This is a genomic window from Streptomyces sp. NPDC048142 (genome assembly GCF_043202835.1).
Lineage (GTDB): Bacteria > Actinomycetota > Actinomycetes > Streptomycetales > Streptomycetaceae > Streptomyces.
Genome location: NZ_JBIDBC010000011.1, coordinates 176461 through 194776, shown reverse-complemented (window position 1 = coordinate 194776; position 18316 = coordinate 176461). Strand labels below are relative to the sequence as shown.

Sequence of the window (18316 nt, the reverse complement as noted above, 5' to 3'; positions counted from 1 at the left end):
CGTCAGAAGGCGCCGGAGCAGCACGAGACCGGCCCCGTACCGTCGCGCGACGGTACGGGGCCGGTCTCGTGCCGCTCCGGCGCCTACTCGACCGTCACGGACTTCGCCAGGTTGCGCGGCTTGTCGATGTCGCGGCCCATCGCGAGGGCCGTGTGGTACGCGAAGAGCTGGAGCGGGATGCCCATGAGGATCGGGTCCAGCTCGTTCTCGTTCTTCGGCACGACGATGGTGTGGTCGGCCTTCTCCTGCACCTGGTGGGCGACGGCGAGGATGCGGCCGCTGCGGGCCTTGATCTCCTCCATCGCGGCGCGGTTCTTCTCCAGCAGGTTGTCGTCCGGCACGATCGCCACGGTCGGCATCGCGGGCTCGATCAGTGCGAGCGGGCCGTGCTTCAGCTCGGAGGCCGGGTAGGCCTCCGCGTGGATGTACGAGATCTCCTTCAGCTTCAGCGATGCCTCACGGGCCACCGGATAGCCGCGCACCCGGCCGATGAACATCATCGACCTGGCGTCCGCGTACTCCGCCGCGAGCCGCTTGATCTCGTCCTCGTTCGCGAGGATCTCGCTGATCTGCTCGGGCAGCCTGCGCAGCCCGTCGATGATCCGCTTGCCGTCCGCGACCGACAGGTCACGGATCCGGCCCAGGTGCAGCGCGAGCAGCGCGAAGGCGACCACGGTGTTGGTGAAGCACTTGGTGGAGACCACGCAGACCTCCGGGCCCGCGTGGACGTACATACCGCCGTCGGCCTCCCGGGCGATCGCGGAGCCGACCACGTTGACCACGCCGAGGACCCGGGCGCCCTTGCGCTTCAGCTCCTGGACGGCGGCCAGCACGTCGTAGGTCTCACCCGACTGGGAGACCGCGATGTACAGGGTGTCGGGGTCCACGACCGGGTTGCGGTAGCGGAACTCGGAGGCCGGCTCGGCGTCGGCGGGGATGCGGGCCAGCTCCTCGATCAGCTGGGCGCCGATCTGGCCCGCGTGGTACGAGGTGCCGCAGCCGAGGATCTTGATCCGGCGCACCCCGCGCGCCTCCCGGGCGTCCAGGTTGAGCCCGCCCAGGTGCACGGTGGAGAACCGGTCGTCGATCCGGCCGCGCAGGACGCGGTCCACGGCGTCGGCCTGCTCGGAGATCTCCTTGTGCATGTACGTGTCGTGGCCGCCCATGTCGTACGACTCGGCCTCCCACTCCACGGTGGTCGGCGTGGCCGTCGTGGTGGAGCCCTCCGTGGTGTACGTACGGAAGTCGTCGGCCTTCAGGGTGGCCATCTCGCCGTCGTCCAGGGTGACGACCTGGCGGGTGTGGGCGACCAGGGCGGCGACGTCGGAGGCGACGAACATCTCCTTCTCGCCGATGCCGAGGACGACCGGGGAGCCGTTGCGGGCGACCACGATGCGGTCGTTGAAGTCGGCGTGCAGCACGGCGATGCCGTAGGTGCCCTCGACCGAGCGCAGCGCCTCGCGGACCTTCTCCTCCAGGGTGTCCGCACGGGCGCGGGCGATCAGATGGACCAGCACCTCGGTGTCGGTCTCGGAGAGGAAGACGATGCCCTCGGCGGTGAGCCTGGCGCGCAGCTCGGAGGCGTTGTCGATGATCCCGTTGTGGACGACGGCGACCTTGGTCTCCGCGTCCATGTGCGGGTGGGCGTTCTCGTCGCTCGGCGCGCCGTGGGTGGCCCAGCGGGTGTGCGCTATGCCGGTGGTGCCGGCGAACCGCTTGGGAACCTTGGCCTCCAGCTCGCGGACCCGGCCCTTGGCCTTGACCATCTTCAGCGCGCCGGGCTTGCCCGCCGCCGCCTTGCCGGTGATGACGATGCCCGCGGAGTCGTACCCCCGGTACTCCAGCCGCTGCAGGCCTTCCAGCAGCAGCGGAGCGACGTCACGCCTTCCGATGTATCCGACGATCCCGCACATGAGTTCTCTGCCCCTCCATCGACGTACCCGTACACACGCGTTCGGCGCCCCGCGCACGGGCGCCCGGCTCGCTCAGCCGTAGACGATGCGGCGCAGCTGGCGGAGCGAGAGCTCCGGCGGCGCCACGGCGCGGTGCGGCAGCTCGGCCGCGATCCGCTCGAAGATCTCCGTGTTGACCAGGCCGCCGGACCGCAGTTCGCGGTGGCGGCGCCGGACGAAGTCGTCGGTGCTCTCGTCGAAGTACGCCAGCACGTCGAGGATCACCCGGGCCGCCTCGCCGCGCTGGAGCGCGGTGGAGCGTACGAGGTGATCGATGAGGTCGTCGTGCGACGAGCGGCGTTCAAGCACTCGTCGATATTGCGTGTCAGGGCGTGCTTATGCAAGAAATCTGCCCGGAATCGGGCAGAGATCCCCCGGAAGGCTGCCCGATCGCGTCACATGCTGCGCAGAACGGCCTGTTTCGCGGTGCTGAACTCCTCGTCGGTGAGCACTCCCGCCCGGTGCAGCTCGCCCAGCTCCCGCAGCCGCCGCAGCAGCGCGTCGTGGTCGCCCGCGGGCGGGGCGGCGGGCCCGGCCGCCTTGGTCAGGGCCGGGGGCGCCTCCGGTGCGTCCGGTGCCGTACGCGCCCCGGGCAGCCGCACCAGCACCGCCGCCGCGACCAGGACCGCGGTGTACTCCTTCTTGGACAGCCCCCACAGGTCCAGGGCGTACGTGTCGAACTTCGGCGGAGCGGAGACGGCCCCCTCGACCGGGTCGAAGCGCAGATAGCCGTTCTCCAGCCCGATCGAGGGCAGCCACCGCACGCCCGCGATCCGTGCCAGCGGCAAGGTGGACGGACCCCCGGCGGTCTTGGACTCCTCGGCCTTCCAGTTCCAGGTCAGCCGGACGGTCTCGCCGTCGAAGGACGCCGTGCCGTCGCCGCCCCCGCCGGAGACCGGCAGTGCGGGGCCGGGCAGCAGGAAACGGTCCACGGGGCCGTCCGGGACCTGCTCGATCAGCAGCGCGTTGCGGACCTCGTCGACGAAGTACTCCGCGACCCCCGTGCGGTCCTTCTCCACGCTCAGCACATAGGGGTCGGCGCCGTCCTTCAGACGGCCGTCGGCGGCCCGCAGCACCGGGCACGCGCCGCCGCGCAGCCGCAGCCGCAGCCGCCCGCCCTTGCGGTCCGGTTCGAACGAGATGCCCGCCACGGCCTGCACGGGTACGGCGGTCTCACCCAGCTCCTGCCGGACGGGGTGCGCCTTTCCCCCCGGCACGATGCGCACGGTGTCCCCGTCGAACGTCCACGTTCCGTCCCGCTGGATGATTTCTGCCATGGCCCCGATTCTGCCAGCCCGCCGCCCGCCCGCGAGGAATCCGTCCTCCCGGGAAAGAAGGTGAGCGCCCGAGGGACCGTCCTCGGGCGCTCACCGGCCGTGGGGCCGCCGCGATCCGGCGGCCGGGGTCTCAGAACCCGGCGATCGGGTTCCGCAGGCGACCCACCAACTGGAGCGCACCCGCAGGGTCGTTGAGGTCGACCATCTGCTGGTTGTCGCGCAGCTGGAGGCGGTTGAGGCAGGAGAGCGCGAACTCCGCCTCGAACAGGTCGTACTGCTCGAACTTGTCCGCGAGGTAGGGGACCGACTCCTGGTAGTCGCGCACACACGCGGCGACCGTCCGCCAGAAGGCGTCCTCGTCCAGGATGCCCTCGGTGGCCAGGCCCGCGCCCAGGAAGCGGAAGAAGCAGTCGAAGACGTCGGTGAAGACCGACAGCAGCTTCATGTGCTCGGGGACCTCGGCCCGGATCCGCTCGACCTGCTGCGGCAGCACCGCGTCCGGGTCCATCACCGCGATCTCCTCGGCGATGTCCTTGAAGATCGTGCGGGTGACGACACCGTCCTCCACGACCAGGATCACGTTCTCGCCGTGCGGCATGTAGACCAGGTCGTAGGCGTAGAAGCTGTGCAGCACCGGCACCAGATAGGCGTCCAGGTAGTGCCGCAGCCACACCCGCGGGTCCAGGCCCGACTCGGCGATCAGCGCCCCGGCCACCGAGCCGCCCTCGTGGTCGGTGTGCAGCAGGGAGGCCATCGTCGCGACCCGCTCGCCCGGCTGGAGACCCGGCACGGGGCTCTCGCGCCACAGCGCGGCGAGCATCTTCCGGTACGGGGAGCCCTTGACGGTGGCCGCCTCGTAGGACCGGTGGTGGTAGCCGATCGCGGCCCGCTCCCGGATGATCGAGAACCGGGCCCCGCGCAGCAGGTCGTCGCGCTCGATCAGACCGGACAGCCAGTCGTTGATCGCGGGCGTGGCCTCCATGTACGCGGCCGAAAGCCCGCGCATGAAGCCCATGTTGAGGACGGACAGCGCCGTCTTGACGTAGTGCTTCTCGGGGTGGTCGGCGTTGAAGAACGTGCGGATCGACTGCTGGGCGAGATAGCCGTCCTCGCCCTCGCCGAGCACCACCAGATGCCGCTGGGCCAGCTCTCCGGCGAAGGTGACGGCGAGCTTGTTCCACCACTGCCAGGGGTGGACGGGCAGCAGGAAGTAGTCGTCCGGGTCGAGGCCGAGCCCGCGCAGCGCGCCGTCGAACCGCTCCCGGGTCGCCTCGCTCAGCTCGCTCTTCACCAGCGCGTCGTAGTCGAGACCGGCGCCCGCGGTGAAGGTGGCCCGCTCCCGGTGGGCGGCCAGCCAGACCAGCCGGATCTCCGAGGCCGTCTCGGGGGCGTACGCCCGGTACTCGTCCACGCCGAAGCCGAGCCGCCCGTTGTTGGCGACGAAGCACGGGTGGCCCTCGGTCATCCCGGTCTCGATGGCCTGGAAGCCGGCGGCGACGAGCGCCGCGGAGGTGGCCGGTTCCTTGGTGAGTTTGTAGGCGGTTCCGGCCAGGGTGGAGGAGATCTCCTCCAGGTAGACCGGCAGGACCTCCTCGGAGATCCCGAGGGTGTTCCGCAGCTCGATAAAGAACTCCACTGCGTCCAGAGGGAGTTCGGAGCCGTGCCGGTGCCGGGTGATGGTCTCGGCCTCGACCTGCCAGTGGTCCAGGGCGAAGAGGTGCGCGGTGAAGCCGTACTCGGTGGACGCGTCGTCGCTACGGACGGTGTACCGGTCCTCGCCGAGCGGCGTGGGGGGCAGCAGCCGTTCGTGGCTGAATTCCGCCAGTGCTTTACGTACCAGCAGTCGGTTTGCGGTGGCCCAGCGTCCGGGGGAGAGGTGGGCGACGCTGTCGGTGAGGGCGGTCGTCATCGGTCGTTACCTCCGGTTGCTGCTTCGAACTGCTCACGGGTGCAGGCGCTGAGAAGGGCGTCCTTCTCCGGTTTGGCGATCTCCCGGAGCACCTCGAAGCCGACGGCCTTGTTGAGGGCCTGCACGGCGCTGTTGGTCACGTCGGGCTCGACGACGACCCGGCGCACCGAGGGGTCGGCGAACAGGAAATCCATCACGGCGGTGATCACGGCCCGGGTGAAGCCGTGCACCGGGGTGTCGGTCGGGGCGACCAGGAAGTGCATCCCGACGTCGCCGGGCTCCGCCTCGTACAGCCCCTTCAGCTCGACCTCGGTGGGGTCGTAGCGTTCGATCAGGAAGGCGGGTGCGCCGTCGTGCAGCCCGATGAACGCGTCGTGGTGCGGGTGGGCGGCGATGTCCCGGTACTCCCGTTCCACGTCCGCGAGTGCGGCGCCGCCCATCAGCCAGAACGCGGCCTTGGGGTGGGTCACCCAGCCGTGCACCAGCTCGGCGTCGGCGGCGGGGTCCAGCGGGCGGACGGAGAACACGCCGAGTTTGTCGGGGCGGCTCATACAGCGAACTCCTGGAAGGCGATGGACTTCTCGACCGGGTAGTACTCGCGGCCGAGCAGCTCGCCGATGATGTACGCGTTGCGGTAGGCGCCCATGCCGAGGTCGGGCGAGGTGATCGAGTGGGTGTGCACCGAGGCGTTCTGGAGGAAGACCCCGCGCCCGGTGGTGTCGATGCTGTAGTTGCGGGCCACGTCGAAACGGCCCCGGCTGTCGTGGCGCAGCCGCCCGGTGACCGGCGCGAGGAAGGCGGGCGCCTCGTACCGGTAGCCGGTGGCGAGGATCAGGCCCTCGGTGGTCAGGGAGTAGTCCTTGCCCTGCTCCTCCTGGCGCAGCCCCAGGCTGTACGCGCCGCCCTCCTCGTCGTAACGCGCACTGACGAGCGCGGAGTTGGTCAGCAGACGGGTCGGGGCCGGGCCGGACAGGTTCTTCTGGTAGAGCAGGTCGAAGATCGCGTCGATCAGCTCCCCGTCGATGCCCTTGAACAGCCCCTTCTGCCCGGTCTCCAGCCGGTAGCGGGTCTCCTCGGGCAGCGCGTGGAAGTAGTCGATGTACTCCGGGGAGGTCATCTCCAGCGTCAGCTTGGTGTACTCCAGCGGGAAGAACCGCGGGGAGCGGGTGACCCAGTTGAGCCGGTAGCCGTACGTGTCGATCTCGGAGAGCAGGTCGTAGTAGATCTCCGCCGCGCTCTGCCCGCTGCCGACCAGGGTGATCGACTGCTTCTTCTGGAGCTCGGCCTTCCCCTCCAGATAACGGGAGTTGTGCAGGAAGTCACCGCCGAGCCCCTGGCAGGCGTCGGGTATGTACGGCGGGGTGCCCGTCCCGAGCACGAGGTGCCGGGCGCGGAACTCCTCGCCGGAGGCGGTCCGTACGGTGTAGAGGGCCGTGCCCTCGTCGTACGTCACCGTCTCGACGGTCTCGTTGAACCGGATGCTGCTCAGTTTCGCGGCTGCCCACCGGCAGTAGTCGTTGTACTCGGTCCGCAGCGGGTAGAAGTTCTCCCGGATGTAGAAGGAGTAGAGCCGGCCGCGCTCCTTGAGGTAGTTCAGGAACGAGTACGGCGAGGTCGGGTCGGCCATGGTGACCAGGTCCGACATGAACGGCGTCTGGAGATGGGCCCCTTCGAGGAACATTCCGGCGTGCCACTCGAAGTCCGGCTTGGACTCCAGGAAGACGCCGTTCAGCTCGCCGATCGGCTCGGTCAGGCAGGCGAGGCCGAGGTTGAACGGGCCGAGCCCGATCCCGATGAAGTCGTGGGGTTCAGGAAGCGCGGACAAGGGATTCTCCCAGGTACTTCTCGGCGTGGCCGGAGATCAGATCGAGGACCGCGGCGATGTCCCGCACGGTCGTTTCGGGGTTGAGCAGGGTGAACTTCAGGTACTGGCGGTCGCCGACCTTGGTGCCCGCGACGATCGCCTCGCCGGAGGCGAACAGCGCCTTGCGGGCGTGGAGGTTGGCGCGGTCGATCTCGTCCGGGGCGGTGACACCGGACGGGATGTAGCGGAAGACGAGAGTGGAGAGCTGCGGCTCGACGACCACGTCGAAGCGCGGATCGGCGGCGAGCAGCTGCCAGCCCTCGGCGGCCAGGTCGCAGACCTCGTCGAACAGCTCGCCGATACCGTCCGCGCCCATGACGCGCAGCGTCATCCACAGCTTGAGCGCGTCGAAGCGGCGGGTCGTCTGGAGCGACTTGTCGACCTGGTTGGGTATCCGCTCCTCGGCCATCCGGCGCGGGTTCAGATACTCCGCGTGGTACGTGGCGTGGCGCAGGGTCGCCCGGTCGCGGACCAGCACCGCCGAGGAACTCACCGGCTGGAAGAAGGACTTGTGGTAGTCCACGGTGACCGAGTCGGCGTGCGCGATGCCTTCGAGCAGCCCGCCCCGCTGACGGGAGGCGAGCAGCCCGCAGCCGTACGCGGCGTCCACGTGCATCCAGGTGGCGAACTGCTCGCAGAGCGCGGCGATCTCGGGCAGCGGGTCGATGGACCCGAAGTCCGTGGTGCCGGCGGTGGCGACGACGGCCATCGGGACGGACCCTTCGGCGACGCAGCTCTCCAGGGCGCGGGCGAGGGCCACGGTCTGCATGCGCTTGTCGCGGTCCACGGGGACGGAGACGACCGCGTCCGGGCCGAGGCCGAGGAGTTTGGCGGACTTCTGCACGCTGAAGTGGCTGCACTCGGAGGTGAAGATCCGCAGCCGGGTGTAGTGCTCGGGCCGGACCTTCGCCTCCTCGCGGGCCAGCAGCAGGGCCTGGAGGTTGGACTGCGTACCGCCGCTGGTGAAGATGCCGTCGGCGGCCGGGCCGAGCCCGATGCGCTCGGTGGTCCAGTCGATCAGCCGGCGCTCGATGAGGGTGCCGCCCGCGCTCTGGTCCCAGGTGTCGAGGGAGGAGTTGATCGCGGAGAGCACGGCCTCGCCGAGCACGGCGGGTATGACGACCGGGCAGTTGAGGTGGCCCAGGTAGCGGGGGTGGTGGAAGTAGACGGCGTCGCGGAGGTAGACCTCGCCGAGCTCGTCGAGGGCTGCGGCGGCATCGCCCAGCGGCCGGTCGAGGTCGATCGCGTCGACGACGGAGGAGAGCTCGTCGACACCGACCCCGCTGAAGGGGCGCTCGGTGGCGGCGAGGGTGGCCGCGACCCGTTCCACTCCTGCGGAGACGGTGCTCCGGTAGTGCTCCGCAGTCGTGTTGTTGAGCAGGTGCGAACGCATGAAGGGGTCCTCCCGGGTGAGGGGAACTTCATCGCGGCCTCCGGGCAGGAAGAGGGTGCGAGGGCGCGATGTCGAAGTAAGGGGAGCCTAACCTAACTCGAAATCGATCGTTCCCCGCCCCCCGGGGGTGCGTAGGTTGTCCGCTTTGCTTCTGCTATCCGCTTGGTTGCTCGTTCTGCTTCGCTTTTGGGTGATCTGCGCCGCTGCTCCGGGGGCCGTCGCAGTCTGGGCTACGCGTGCTTGTGCTTGTGCTCGTGCGCCTACGTCTGCGTCTGCGTCTTTGCTTCGACTTCCCGCGCCTGTTCCGCGCTGAGTCCGCGACGCCAGTACGCGGCGGACGTCACCCGCGCGGGTTCGAAGCCCCGCTCCCGGACCAGGTGGTGGTGCAGTGCCCGCACCCCGGACGCCTCGCCCGCGATCCACGCGTACGGCGTGCCCCCGGGCAGCTCGGCGGCGCGCACGGCCTCCACGTCGCAGACGGCCCCCTCGTTCCGGACGAGCCAGCTGATCCGGGCCTTCGCCGCGGTGTTCAGCGCCTGCCGGTCCTCGGTGTGCGGGACCTCCAGCCAGACCCGGGCCGGCAGCCCCGTGGGCAGCCGCTCCAGGGCGGCGGCCGCGGCGGGCAGGGCGGTCTCGTCGGCCCGGATCAGCACCCAGTCGGTGTGGGCCGGCGGCCGGAAGCGTACGGCGGCGTTGTCCGCCACGGTGGGGCCCAGCACCTTCAGCCGGTCGCCGGGTGCGGCCGTCATCGCCCAGCGGGAGGCGGGGCCGCCGTCGCCGTGCAGGACGAAGTCGAGATCGACCTCGGTGGAGCCGTCGGCCCGCAGCCGCTGGGCCCGTACGGTGTACGAACGCGCCACCGTCCGTACGTCCTCGGGCAGCGCCCGCCACTTCCCGGTCCAGGTCCCGCTCCCGCCCGCCGGGGCCACGGGCTCGCGCTGCCCCGGGCGCGGCAGGAGGACCGACAGGCTCTGGTCGCGGCCCCCGCTGCTGAAGCCCTCGGCTCCCGGCCCGCCGAGCGTGATCCGGAGGATGGACGGGCCCAGCCGCCTGGTCCGCAGAACGGCCAGGTCGAAGAGCCGGAACGGGGCGGCTTCGGGGGCGGTGGCGGTCGTCGACGTCAACGGGAGCTCCTCCGGGACGGGCCGGAGCGGCGGGCGGACGGGCCCGGCTTCCGGCGGGGGCGATCCGAAGGAAGGTTAGCCTACCCTTGCCTAATGGGGTGGGCGTGTGGGCCGGGCGACCCCGGCCGCGCGCCCGCCGGTTGCGGGTCCTGGGCCCGCGCTCACCTGTTGCAGGTCCCGGCCGCCCGCCCGCCTGTTGCAGGTTCCGGCCCGCGCGCCCGTCTGTTCAGGCCCCGAGCCCGACCGGCTGCTCGGTCCCGCCCGGGGCGCCGGTCCCGCCCTGCGCGGTCCCGTCACCCGGAGGGGTCCCGCCTCCGGGGGAGTTGCCGTCCGTCGTCGCCGCGCGCCGGGCGCGGAGCCCGAACGCGCTGACGGCGGCGGCGATCAGGGCGGCGGCCAGCGGGACGACCAGGGCCGCCCGGTATCCGTCGAGGAGGGCAGCCGGTGAAGTCCCGTCCGTGGCAGCGACGTTGACGGCGGCCACGGCGGACAGCCCCAGCGCGGCGCCGAACTGGAAGGAGGTGTAGAGCAGTCCGCCCGCCACGCCTTGCTCCTCCTCGGCGATGCCGTCGGTGGCCACGATGGTGAGCGGCCCGTAGACCAGGGAGAAGGCAACGCCCAGGAGGAGCAGGCCCGGGAACATGGCCGCGTACGTCCAGTCCGCGGCGATCGGCAGGAACAGCGCGTACGACAGCGACGCGAGGAGCAGCCCGCCGAAGATGAGCCGGGCGTTGCCGTACCGCGCCACCAGCCTCGGGGTGAGGAGCGGCGAGAGGGCCGCGTCCACACCGATGACGATCAGCGCGAAGCTGGTCTGCAGGGACGACCAGCCGCGCAGTTCCTGGAGATAGAGCACGGCGATGAACTGGAAGCCGAAGAATCCCGCGGCGAACAGCAGCCCCGACACGTTGGCGCGGACCAGCGACCCGCAGCGGAAGATGCCCAGGCGCACCAGCGGTGAGGAGGAGGCGCGTTCGATGAGGACGAACGCGAGGAAGAGGAGCAGGGCCGCGCCGATCGTGACGACGGTCGTCGAGGCCGCCGCGTGCGCGGCCCGCTCGACGCCGAAGACGAGCAGCAGGATCCCGGCGGTGACGGTGACCGCTCCGGCCAGGTCGACGCCCTTGCCGGTGCGGTCCGGGCGGGGCGAGACGGGCACGAGTGCGAGCGCGGCGACCAGGATGGCGAGGGAGAGGATGACCGGCGCGAAGAACACCCAGCGCCAGTCGATGGCGGAGAGCAGCCCGCCGACGACCAGGCCGATGGAGAAGCCGCCCGCGGCGGTGCCCGAGTACACGAGCAGGGCCTTGTTGCGCTGCGGCCCCTCCGGGAAGCCGGTGGTGATGATCGACAGGCCGGCCGGGGTCATGAAGGCCGCGGCGATCCCCGTCACGAAGCGGGCGAGGATCAGCATCCAGCCCTCGGTGGCCAGGCCGCCCAGCCCGGAGAAGAGCAGGAACACCACGAGCCAGAGGATGAACATCCGGCGACGGCCGAACAGGTCGGCCGCCCGTCCGCCCAGCAGCATGAAACCGCCGTAGCCCAGGACGTACGCGCTCATCACCCACTGGAGCGTGCCGGTCGGCAGGTCCAGATCCTCACGGATCGCGGGCATGGCCACGTTGAGCATGGCCACATCGATGCCCTCAAGGAAGATCGCGCCGCACAGGACGAGCAGCACGCCCCAGGCGCGTCCGGTCATGCGGTCACTGCTCGGACCCGAAAGGGATGGTGATGAGGACACGGGACTTCTCCTTGTGCGCGGACGAAACGGGCGCGGTGCAGTGCCGCAACAGCGGTCAGGTGGTACGGGGTTCGCGTGCGGAGGCCTCAAGCAGCGCGAAGCAGAGGCGAGTTACCGAACTGCAGGTCGGTTCCCTCTTGTAACCACTTGAAGCTTGCGGCACCGTGGGGAGGTATGGAAGAAGGCACTTCGAAGTCACCGAGTCACTGCGCGGATACCGGCGTCGGGCAGGACTACGACATCAGTCAGTGGGACGTCCGCGAGGGATGCGAGGTGCGGCAGATCCTCGACCGCGTCGCGGACAAGTGGTCGCTCCTCGCCATCGCCCACCTGGAACGCCGCACGCTGCGCTTCTCCGAGCTGCGCCGGCTGATCGAAGGCATCAGTCAGCGCATGCTGACGGTGACCCTGCGTCAGCTCGAACGCGACGGACTGGTGCGGCGCACGGTCTACCCCGTCGTCCCGCCGCGCGTGGAGTACGAGCTCACGGAGCTGGGCGCGACGCTGCACACGACGATCCGGTCCCTGGTCGACTGGACCGAGAGTCACCAGCAGGAGATCGCGAAGGCGCGCGCCGACTACGACAGCCGTCAGGGCGTCGGGGCGCCCGCCCCCTGATGGGCGTCTCGCCAGGTCCACGCGGCCCGGTCGGCGCCGCACCGCGGTGAACCGGAGACCACACCTCAGCGAAACGCCGTGTCGCGCGTGGACGAGGGCGACTGCGAGCGTGCCGTGCGGCGCATGGCGGGTGCCCAGGGTCCTCAAGGTCGAGTCCGCCCTCGGGCGGGTGCGCCGTCCGGTGGCGAACTGCGCCACCCCGCCGGTTCATCCGGCACCCTGACGTCCCCTGGGCGCGGGTGCGGGCTGTCCGATCAGAGACAGGCCCGGCCGGGAACGGCTGCGGTCTCCTTTCCTTCGGCACGCAGCTCGACGAAAGCCATGATCGCGGCGACGATGGCCAGGACGACGATGTAGACCCCTACGAGGAAGTCGGCGGTGCCTTCCGCGGCAGAAGTGCAGGTCGTTGCCCACGTGTCACGCTGCGTGCGAGTACCGTTCGAGAGGCCGGGGCGGGGACGTCAGGCCGTGTCCTACCGGACCAGCCGACTCGTGAACCCGGCGTCGACCAGGCGCTCGTACGCCGCCGCGACCTCGTCCGGGACGGGCTGCTCGGTCATGAAGCCCTGAGCCGGGTAGACGAGCAGCCTGTGCAGGGTGCCGACGAGCATGTCGATGACCATCCGGTCGTCCCCGATCGAGGTCACGTACTCCTCGAACGTCATCGGGCTAGACGCGCTGACGACGTCCACGCCCGGCCACAGCCTGCGGGCCGTGGCGTACGACCGCCGCTCCTCGTACGGCTTGCTGACCAGCAGCACGGATTCCACGTCCACCCCGGCCTCGTCGAGGACGGCCCGCGAGAACCGGATGTTCTCCCCGGTGTTGCGCGCCTTCGGCTCGACGAGAACGGCGGAGTCCGGCACACCGAGTGCGAGGGCCCGCTCCCGGTAGTGCACGGCCTCTCCGCGAGGCATGCGGTGGCGGGTGGTGGGGCTGGTCGCGCCGGTGAACACGATGAGGGGGGCCAGCCCGCGCAGGTAGAACCCTGCCGATACGTCGGCCACTCCCAGGTCATGGCTGCCGAGCCCGACGATGACCGAACAGGGGCGGGGCGTGTGGTGCATGAGGTGGTGGTTCCACACCTGCCGGGCGTCCGACCAGGACTGGGGGGAGATCATGACGTATTACCCTTCCTCCGAGCCGAGTCGGGTACCGCGAAGTCGTACGTCCACCGGAACCTGGACGCGGCGTGCACGCCGATGGCGAACTCGACCACCGTTCCGTCTGCGGTGAAGGCGGTTCGATGGAGCTCCACCACGGCTTCACCGCTCGGAAGCTGGAGCAGTTTCACCTCCTCCGGCATCGCGGGGCGGGCGAACAGCTCCTCACGCATGTGGTTGATCTCGTACCCGGCGTCGTACAGGACGCGGAACCCTCCACCGCGCCCCGCAGGGCCGGGCGCCGGGTCGACGAGGCGTGTCCCCTCGACATGTTCGGGGCGGTAGTAGCTGGTCAGGGTGTGAGTGGGGTGGCCGCTCTCCTTGACCAGGCGAGCACGCGCGTACACATCGGACCCTGGTCGCAGACCAAGGGCGACGGCAACGGCCGCCGTCGCCCCGACGCGGCTGACCGTCTGCGTCTGGTCGCCACGGTTGTGCGGCCGTCCTGAGGCGACTCGGTCCGCGATGAAGGCGACTTCGTCGCCGTCGCGCCACTTCGCCTTGTCGTAGCGGTCGATGCCTAGCCGCTTGAGTGCCGTCGGCGGCCGCACGACCGTGCCGTGACCGCGCGAGGAAGTGACCAGACCTTCCGCCTCCAACGCCTTGTACGCCGCATGAACCGTGGACTTGGAGCCTTCGCCTGCTGCCACGAGATCCCTGATGTGCGGCAGCTGCTGGCCCGGCGCGTACTCGCCGCTCCTGATGCGTTCGGCCAGTTTGTCGGCCAGGTTCCGCCACTTGGGCGCCATGCGTCGCTCCTCTCAACAGGAGCAGTCGAGCACAGCAGGGAGCGGTCTGACAGTCCCGGGACTGCGCGTCGCGATGAGCTGGACTTGAGATGGCGGAGAACAGTGGTGGGCGGCAATACCTCTCTCGACTCATGCGGGAGCTGGGCAGCGACGGAGTCCTCATCGTCCCGAACGCCGACCCCGGCCAGGGTGGCATCGACGCCGACCTCGTCCCCGGCGCCGCGCTCCGATGGCCGCCCTGCGAGTGTGGGTATTCACTGTGCCCCGACCTGGTGCCGCCGGAGGGCGACCAGTGACCACGAGCTGACACGTCCGCCCCGGACGCCGTGAAAGCAGCTCTCGGCGTCCGGGGCGGTCAGTGCGTCAGGTGGTGCGGCTCAGCCCGGCAGCCCCAACTCCCGCGCGATCAGCATCCGCTGCACCTCGCTCGTCCCCTCGCCGATCTCCAGGATCTTCGAGTCGCGCCACATCCGCGCCACCGGGTACTCGTTCATGAAGCCGTAGCCGCCGTGGATCTGCGTCGCCTCGCGGGCGTTGTCCACCGCGACCGTGGAGGAGTACAGCTTCGCGATCGCCGCCTCCTTCTTGAACGGCTCGCCCGCCACCAGCCGCGACGCCGCGTCGCGCCAGCCCACGCGGGCCATGTGGGCCCGCATCTCCATGTCGGCGATCTTGAACTGGATCGCCTGGTTCGCGCCGATCGGCTTGCCGAACGCGTGGCGCTCGGCCGCGTACTTCACCGACTCGTCCACACAGCCCTGCGCCAGGCCCGTGGCCAGCGCCGAGATCGCGACCCGGCCCTCGTCCAGGATCCGCAGGAACTGCGCGTAGCCCCGGCCCGGTTCGCCCAGCAGGTTCGACGCCGGGACGCGGACGTCGGAGAAGGACAGCTCCCGGGTGTCCGAGGCGTTCCAGCCGACCTTGGAGTACGGGGCGGCGACCGTGAAGCCGGGGGTGCCGGAGGGGACGATGATCGCGGAGATCAGCGGGCGGCCGTCCTCCTTGTGGCCGGTCACCGCGGTGACCGTGACCAACTCGGTGATGTCCGTACCGGAGTTGGTGATGAAGCACTTCGAGCCGTTGATCACCCACTCGTTCGTTGCCTCGTCCAGCACCGCGGTCGTGCGCGTGCCGCCCGCGTCCGAGCCGCCGTCCGGTTCCGTCAGGCCGAACGCGCCGAGCGCCTCGCCCGAGCAGAGCTTCGGCAGCCACCGACGCTTCTGCTCCTCCGTGCCGAACAGGTGCAGCGGCATCGCGCCCAGCGAGACCCCGGCCTCCAGGGTGATCGCCACCGAGGAGTCGACCCGGGCCAGCTCCTCCAGGGCGATCCCGAGCGCCAGATAGTCGCCGCCCATGCCCCCGTACTCCTCCGGGAACGGCAGCCCGAACAGGCCCATCCGGCCCATCTCGCGCACGATCTCGTACGGGAACTCATGGCGTTCGTAGAAGTCGCCGATCTTCGGCGCGACCACGTCGTGCGCGAACGCCTCGACCGTGCGGCGCAGTTCCTCGTGCTCGGCGGTCAGCCGGTGGTCCAGAGACATGGGGTAACTCACTCCTTGTGGGAGGCGGGAGAAGAGGAGAGGGAGGGGCTGGGAGGCGTCCGGCGGATCACGGCCGGACACCCCCCAGGGCGCGGACCGTGCGCGATGGGCTCGGCCGGCCCAGGTGTTCGGCCAGCCAGACGCTGGCGGCGGTCAACGCGTCGAGGTCGACGCCCGTCTCGATGCCGAGGCCTTCGAGCATCCACACGAGGTCCTCGGTGGCGAGATTGCCCGTGGCGCTCTTCGCGTACGGGCAGCCGCCCAGGCCGCCCGCCGACGCGTCGACCGTGCTCACCCCGTGCTGGAGCGCCGCCAGCGTGTTGGACAGTGCCTGGCCGTACGTGTCGTGGAAGTGGACGCCGATGGAGGGTGTCGCCACGCCCGCCTCGTTCAGGGCTGTCAGCAGCGCCGTCACGTGGCCAGGCGTCGCCACCCCGATCGTGTCGCCCAGCGACAGCTCGTCGCAGCCCAGGTCCATCAGCGCCTTCGCGACGCCGACCACCCGCGCCACCGGCACCGCGCCTTCCCACGGGTCGCCGAAGCACATCGACAGATACCCGCGCACGTGTGCCTTCTCCGCCTTGGCGCGGGCCACCACCGGCTCGAACATGGCGAGGGACTCGTCCACGGTCCGGTTCAGGTTGCGCGCGGCGAACGTCTCCGTCGCCGAGCCGAACACCGCGATCGACCGGGCCCCGAGCGCCAGCGCCCGGTCCAGTCCGCGTTCGTTCGGCACGAGGACCGGGAGGGAGACGTCACCCACGTCCGCGATGTCCCCGAGAAGGGGGAACAGGGCTTCCGCGTCAGCCAGTTGGGGCACCCACTTCGGGTGCACGAAGCTCGTCGCCTCGATGGTGGTCAGGCCGGCCACCGCCAGGCGGCGGATGAACTCCGCCTTCACCTCCGTCGGGACGACGCCCTTCTCGTTCTGGAGGCCGTCCCGGGCCCCCACCTCGTGGATCCGGACCCGGGCGGGCAGCCCGGGGGCCGGGACCTTCATGGGGAGCGTGCGTGTGCTCATGCGTCCTCCTGATCCGAAGCGGCCGCCACCGGAGCTACTACCGCCAGGACCTGGTCCATCGCCACTGTCGCGCCCGCCGTGACGTCCAGCTCGGTCACGGTCCCCGCGTGCGGGGCGGAGATCACGTGCTCCATCTTCATCGCCTCCACCACGAGCAGGCTCTGACCGGCCACGACCTCGTCCCCGACGGCCACCTTCACCACCGTGACCGTGCCCGGCATCGGGGCCGCCAGCGTGTCCGCCCCGCCCCGGCCCGCCCCGCTCAGGGACGCCTCCACCGGGTCGTGGTCCTGGACGTGCCAGGTGTCGCCGTCCCGGCCGAGCCAGTCGCCGGAGCGGTGGAAGTGGCCCACCGTGCCGTCGAGTTCGACCGTGACGCGGTCCGGCGTGACCATCGCTCCCGCCGGAGCCCCGTACGTCACCGGGTCCGCGCCCGACACCCGCAGCGGGAAGCGCGGTGGCGTCGGCACACCCCCCGTCCGCCACCCGCTCGGCACCGAGAACGGGTCGGTCCAGCCGCCCGCGTCCGGCCGGGGCTCCAGCGCGTCCCGGCGGACCGCGGCGGCCGCCGCGTACACCTCGTCCGGCACCCCGTCCGGCACCAGGCCCGCCGCCTCGCGCTCCACCAGACCGGTGTCCAGGTCGCCGGCGACCACGTCCGGGTGGGCCAGCAGGCGGCGCAGGAAGCCCGCGTTGGTCGGGACGCCCAGGATCACCGTGTCCGCGAGGGCCGCCCGCAGCTTGCGCAGGGCGCTCGCGCGATCGGGGCCGTACGCGATGACCTTCGACAGCATCGGGTCGTACAGGCTGCCCACCGGCACGCCCTCGCTGAGCCCCGAGTCCGTCCGCACCCCGCCGCCCTGCGGTTCGCGCAGCGCCAGCACCGTACCGCCGGAGGGCAGGAAGCCGCGGGAGGGGTCCTCGGCGCAGATCCGGGCCTCGATGGCGTGGCCCGTCAGGCTGATGTCTCGCTGTGCGTACGGGAGTTGCTCGCCGGACGCCACCCGCAGCTGCCACTCCACCAGGTCAATCCCCGTGATCAGCTCGGTCACCGGGTGCTCGACCTGGAGGCGGGTGTTCATCTCCATGAAGTAGTACGAGGCGGGGTCGTCGCCCGGGACGATGAACTCCACCGTGCCCGCACCGGCATACCCGCAGGAGCGCGCCGCCTGTACGGCCGCCTCGCCCATCGCCGCCCGGGTGTCCGGAGTGAGCAGAACGCTCGGGGCCTCCTCGATGATCTTCTGGTGGCGGCGCTGGAGCGAGCACTCGCGCTCACCGAGGTGGATCACGTTGCCGTGGGTGTCGGCCAGCACCTGGATCTCGATGTGGCGCGGCCGGTCGATCCACCGCTCCACCAGCAGGGTGTCGTCGCCGAAGGAGGCGCGGGCCTCGCGCCGCGCCGCCGTGATCTCCTCCGCCAGCACCGCCGCGTCGCGGACCAGGCGCATGCCCTTGCCGCCGCCGCCCGCCGAGGGCTTGAGGAGGACCGGGGTGCCGATCTCCCGCGCCGCTTCCTCCAGTTGGGCGTCGGTCAGACCGCTGCCCGAGGATCCGGGGACCACCGGGACCCCGGCCGCCGCGACCGTCTCCTTGGCCCGGATCTTGTCGCCCATGAGCGAGATCGCGGCGGCGGGCGGGCCGATGAAGACCAGCCCCGCGTCCGCGCAGGCAGCGGCGAAGGCGGCGTTCTCCGCGAGGAAGCCGTAGCCGGGGTGCACGGCCTGCGCGCCGGTGCGGCGGGCCGCCTCCAGCAGGGCGGGCACCGAGAGATAGCTCTCCGACGCGGCCGGCGGGCCGATCCGTACCGCCGTGTCCGCCTCCCGTACATGCCGGGCGTCCGCGTCCGCGTCGCTGAAGACCGCGACCGAGCGCACTCCCTGTTCCCGCAGGGTCCGGATCACCCGGACCGCGATCTCGCCGCGGTTGGCGACCAGAACGGTGTCGAACATCGTCAT

General features: G+C 70.8%; 16 protein-coding genes. 2 read left to right on the top strand and 14 right to left on the bottom strand.

Features of this window, described 5'->3' with window-relative positions:
* Nucleotides 1-83: 83 nt before the first annotated feature.
* The 9 genes from glmS to ACGF2Y_RS17105 all read right to left on the bottom strand — a co-directional run bounded on the left by glmS (nt 84) and on the right by ACGF2Y_RS17105 (nt 11221).
* Entirely contained in the window at nt 84-1913 is a 1830-nt protein-coding gene (gene glmS, locus ACGF2Y_RS17145) for a glutamine--fructose-6-phosphate transaminase (isomerizing) (RefSeq protein ID WP_392947688.1), read from the bottom strand.
* Between the two features lie 72 nt (nt 1914-1985).
* On the bottom strand, nt 1986-2261 hold the full coding sequence (locus tag ACGF2Y_RS17140) for a hypothetical protein (RefSeq protein ID WP_336680360.1): 276 nt from the start codon (nt 2259-2261) through the stop codon (nt 1986-1988).
* 86 nt (nt 2262-2347) lie between these two features.
* Complete coding sequence (locus tag ACGF2Y_RS17135) at nt 2348-3229, bottom strand: DUF4429 domain-containing protein (RefSeq protein WP_392947685.1); 882 nt, start codon at nt 3227-3229, stop codon at nt 2348-2350.
* 130 nt (nt 3230-3359) lie between these two features.
* Nucleotides 3360-5138, bottom strand: coding sequence for an IucA/IucC family protein (locus ACGF2Y_RS17130; RefSeq protein WP_392947682.1), 1779 nt, complete (start codon nt 5136-5138; stop codon nt 3360-3362).
* Entirely contained in the window at nt 5135-5689 is a 555-nt protein-coding gene (locus ACGF2Y_RS17125; protein WP_392947679.1) for a GNAT family N-acetyltransferase, read from the bottom strand. Before ACGF2Y_RS17125 ends, ACGF2Y_RS17130 begins: the two co-directional genes overlap by 4 nt.
* A complete protein-coding gene (locus ACGF2Y_RS17120; protein ID WP_392947676.1) occupies nt 5686-6963 on the bottom strand; it encodes a lysine N(6)-hydroxylase/L-ornithine N(5)-oxygenase family protein in 1278 nt (425 codons plus the stop codon). The genes ACGF2Y_RS17125 and ACGF2Y_RS17120 overlap by 4 nt, the downstream gene beginning before the upstream one ends.
* Nucleotides 6947-8395, bottom strand: coding sequence for a pyridoxal phosphate-dependent decarboxylase family protein (locus tag ACGF2Y_RS17115; protein ID WP_392947674.1), 1449 nt, complete (start codon nt 8393-8395; stop codon nt 6947-6949). The genes ACGF2Y_RS17120 and ACGF2Y_RS17115 overlap by 17 nt, the downstream gene beginning before the upstream one ends.
* 260 nt (nt 8396-8655) lie before the next feature.
* Nucleotides 8656-9519 (bottom strand): siderophore-interacting protein, encoded by an 864-nt coding sequence (locus ACGF2Y_RS17110; RefSeq protein ID WP_392947671.1) that lies wholly within the window; start codon nt 9517-9519, stop codon nt 8656-8658.
* A 226-nt stretch (nt 9520-9745) separates the two neighbouring features.
* Entirely contained in the window at nt 9746-11221 is a 1476-nt protein-coding gene (locus ACGF2Y_RS17105) for an MFS transporter (protein ID WP_392947668.1), read from the bottom strand.
* 216 nt (nt 11222-11437) lie between these two features.
* Between ACGF2Y_RS17105 and ACGF2Y_RS17100 the strand changes: the two genes are divergently transcribed.
* Nucleotides 11438-11881, top strand: a complete 444-nt coding sequence (locus tag ACGF2Y_RS17100; protein ID WP_392947666.1) for a winged helix-turn-helix transcriptional regulator — start codon at nt 11438-11440, stop codon at nt 11879-11881.
* Nucleotides 11882-12354: 473 nt separating this feature from the next.
* Here ACGF2Y_RS17100 and ACGF2Y_RS17095 read toward each other — a convergent pair whose 3' ends face one another.
* Entirely contained in the window at nt 12355-13002 is a 648-nt protein-coding gene (locus tag ACGF2Y_RS17095) for a YdcF family protein (RefSeq protein ID WP_392947663.1), read from the bottom strand.
* The gene (locus ACGF2Y_RS17090) at nt 12999-13793 is read right to left on the bottom strand and encodes a GntR family transcriptional regulator (RefSeq protein WP_392947661.1); all 795 of its coding nucleotides are present in this window, start codon (nt 13791-13793) and stop codon (nt 12999-13001) included. The genes ACGF2Y_RS17095 and ACGF2Y_RS17090 overlap by 4 nt, the downstream gene beginning before the upstream one ends.
* A gap of 89 nt (nt 13794-13882) precedes the next feature.
* Between ACGF2Y_RS17090 and ACGF2Y_RS17085 the strand changes: the two genes are divergently transcribed.
* Nucleotides 13883-14089, top strand: a complete 207-nt coding sequence (locus ACGF2Y_RS17085) for a hypothetical protein (RefSeq protein ID WP_392947658.1) — start codon at nt 13883-13885, stop codon at nt 14087-14089.
* A gap of 81 nt (nt 14090-14170) precedes the next feature.
* On the opposite strand, the gene ACGF2Y_RS17080 is transcribed toward ACGF2Y_RS17085, so the two are convergent.
* From ACGF2Y_RS17080 to ACGF2Y_RS17070, 3 genes are all read right to left on the bottom strand, one after another.
* Nucleotides 14171-15337: an acyl-CoA dehydrogenase family protein gene (locus ACGF2Y_RS17080; protein ID WP_392947655.1), complete on the bottom strand. Its 1167-nt coding sequence runs from the start codon at nt 15335-15337 to the stop codon at nt 14171-14173.
* Between the two features lie 67 nt (nt 15338-15404).
* Complete coding sequence (locus ACGF2Y_RS17075; RefSeq protein ID WP_392947653.1) at nt 15405-16358, bottom strand: hydroxymethylglutaryl-CoA lyase; 954 nt, start codon at nt 16356-16358, stop codon at nt 15405-15407.
* Complete coding sequence (locus ACGF2Y_RS17070; RefSeq protein WP_392947650.1) at nt 16355-18316, bottom strand: acetyl-CoA carboxylase biotin carboxylase subunit; 1962 nt, start codon at nt 18314-18316, stop codon at nt 16355-16357. The genes ACGF2Y_RS17075 and ACGF2Y_RS17070 overlap by 4 nt, the downstream gene beginning before the upstream one ends.

Bases quoted from the DNA above. Each gene is read 5' to 3' on its own strand.
- glmS (WP_392947688.1), bottom strand. From the start codon at position 1,913: ATGTGCGGGATCGTCGGATACATCGGAAGGCGTGACGTCGCTCCGCTG.
- ACGF2Y_RS17135 (WP_392947685.1), bottom strand. From the start codon at position 3,229: ATGGCAGAAATCATCCAGCGGGACGGAACGTGGACGTTCGACGGGGAC.
- ACGF2Y_RS17130 (WP_392947682.1), bottom strand. From the start codon at position 5,138: ATGACGACCGCCCTCACCGACAGCGTCGCCCACCTCTCCCCCGGACGC.
- ACGF2Y_RS17125 (WP_392947679.1), bottom strand. From the start codon at position 5,689: ATGAGCCGCCCCGACAAACTCGGCGTGTTCTCCGTCCGCCCGCTGGAC.
- ACGF2Y_RS17115 (WP_392947674.1), bottom strand. From the start codon at position 8,395: ATGCGTTCGCACCTGCTCAACAACACGACTGCGGAGCACTACCGGAGC.
- ACGF2Y_RS17105 (WP_392947668.1), bottom strand. From the start codon at position 11,221: ATGACCGGACGCGCCTGGGGCGTGCTGCTCGTCCTGTGCGGCGCGATC.
- ACGF2Y_RS17100 (WP_392947666.1), top strand. From the start codon at position 11,438: ATGGAAGAAGGCACTTCGAAGTCACCGAGTCACTGCGCGGATACCGGC.
- ACGF2Y_RS17095 (WP_392947663.1), bottom strand. From the start codon at position 13,002: ATGATCTCCCCCCAGTCCTGGTCGGACGCCCGGCAGGTGTGGAACCAC.
- ACGF2Y_RS17090 (WP_392947661.1), bottom strand. From the start codon at position 13,793: ATGGCGCCCAAGTGGCGGAACCTGGCCGACAAACTGGCCGAACGCATC.
- ACGF2Y_RS17085 (WP_392947658.1), top strand. From the start codon at position 13,883: ATGGCGGAGAACAGTGGTGGGCGGCAATACCTCTCTCGACTCATGCGG.
- ACGF2Y_RS17080 (WP_392947655.1), bottom strand. From the start codon at position 15,337: ATGTCTCTGGACCACCGGCTGACCGCCGAGCACGAGGAACTGCGCCGC.
- ACGF2Y_RS17075 (WP_392947653.1), bottom strand. From the start codon at position 16,358: ATGAGCACACGCACGCTCCCCATGAAGGTCCCGGCCCCCGGGCTGCCC.
- ACGF2Y_RS17070 (WP_392947650.1), bottom strand. From the start codon at position 18,316: ATGACGATGTTCGACACCGTTCTGGTCGCCAACCGCGGCGAGATCGCG.